The organism is Gordonia sp. GN26 (assembly GCF_054823965.1).
On record NZ_JSYC01000110.1, the window covers coordinates 1 to 736 of the forward strand.

Annotated in this window: 1 protein-coding gene; it reads right to left on the reverse strand. The window is 66.2% G+C overall.

The window, feature by feature from the left end:
• Window positions 1-728, reverse strand: a 728-nt coding sequence (locus OK17_RS18600) for an IS110 family transposase (RefSeq protein WP_461418351.1), incomplete at its 3' end; no start/stop codon positions are given.
• Window positions 729-736: the final 8 nt, after the last annotated feature.

The following is a 736-nucleotide window of genomic DNA, read 5'->3' on the forward strand; positions in this document are numbered from 1 at the left end:
GTTGCGGTCACCGTCGCCGCATATGCGGCGACCAGCTGCGGTGGCGCGGTCAGATGGCCGGAGGCACCTAGCGCCTGGTGGATCTCGCGGGCTCGGGCGTCGATATTGCGTTGCCGGCCAACCTTTTTCAACGCCGACCGCAGTGCTGCCACCGACAGTCGCGCCCCCTGGTCGGGGGTGGGGGCCCGCCGAAGCACGCTGAGGGTGTCGCGGTGGGCCAGATCCCCGCCGAAGGCTTCGAGTGCGGCCGGGTAGTAGGCGTGCAGTTGGGCGTGCAGCACGTTTTGTTGTGCCGAGCGGGCCCACACCAGATTCTGATGGGTACGGGCCATCACCCGGATCGCGTCGGCTTCGGCACTGTCGTCGGCGACGAGTCGGTGGTTGTGGCGGTCGGTACGCACCAGATCGGCGAGGGTTTTCGCGTCGGCCTTATCGGATTTGGTGCCACCGACATGATGGCGATCGCGATAGCGGGAGACAGATCGTGGGTTGATCGCATACACCTGGTAGCCGGCGGCGACCAACGCGTCGACCCACATGCCGTGTTCGGTTTCGGTACCCGCCACCACCTGCTGCGGTTGATCGGCGAAGCGGGCGAGTAGGTCGTGCAGGGCGGTGATGCCGGCTGCTGATTCAGCACATCGGCGGGTGGCCAGGACGCTGCCGGTCTCATCCATCACGCACACGTCGTGGTGATCGGATGCCCAGTCGTTGCCCACGAAGATCATGTCGAACG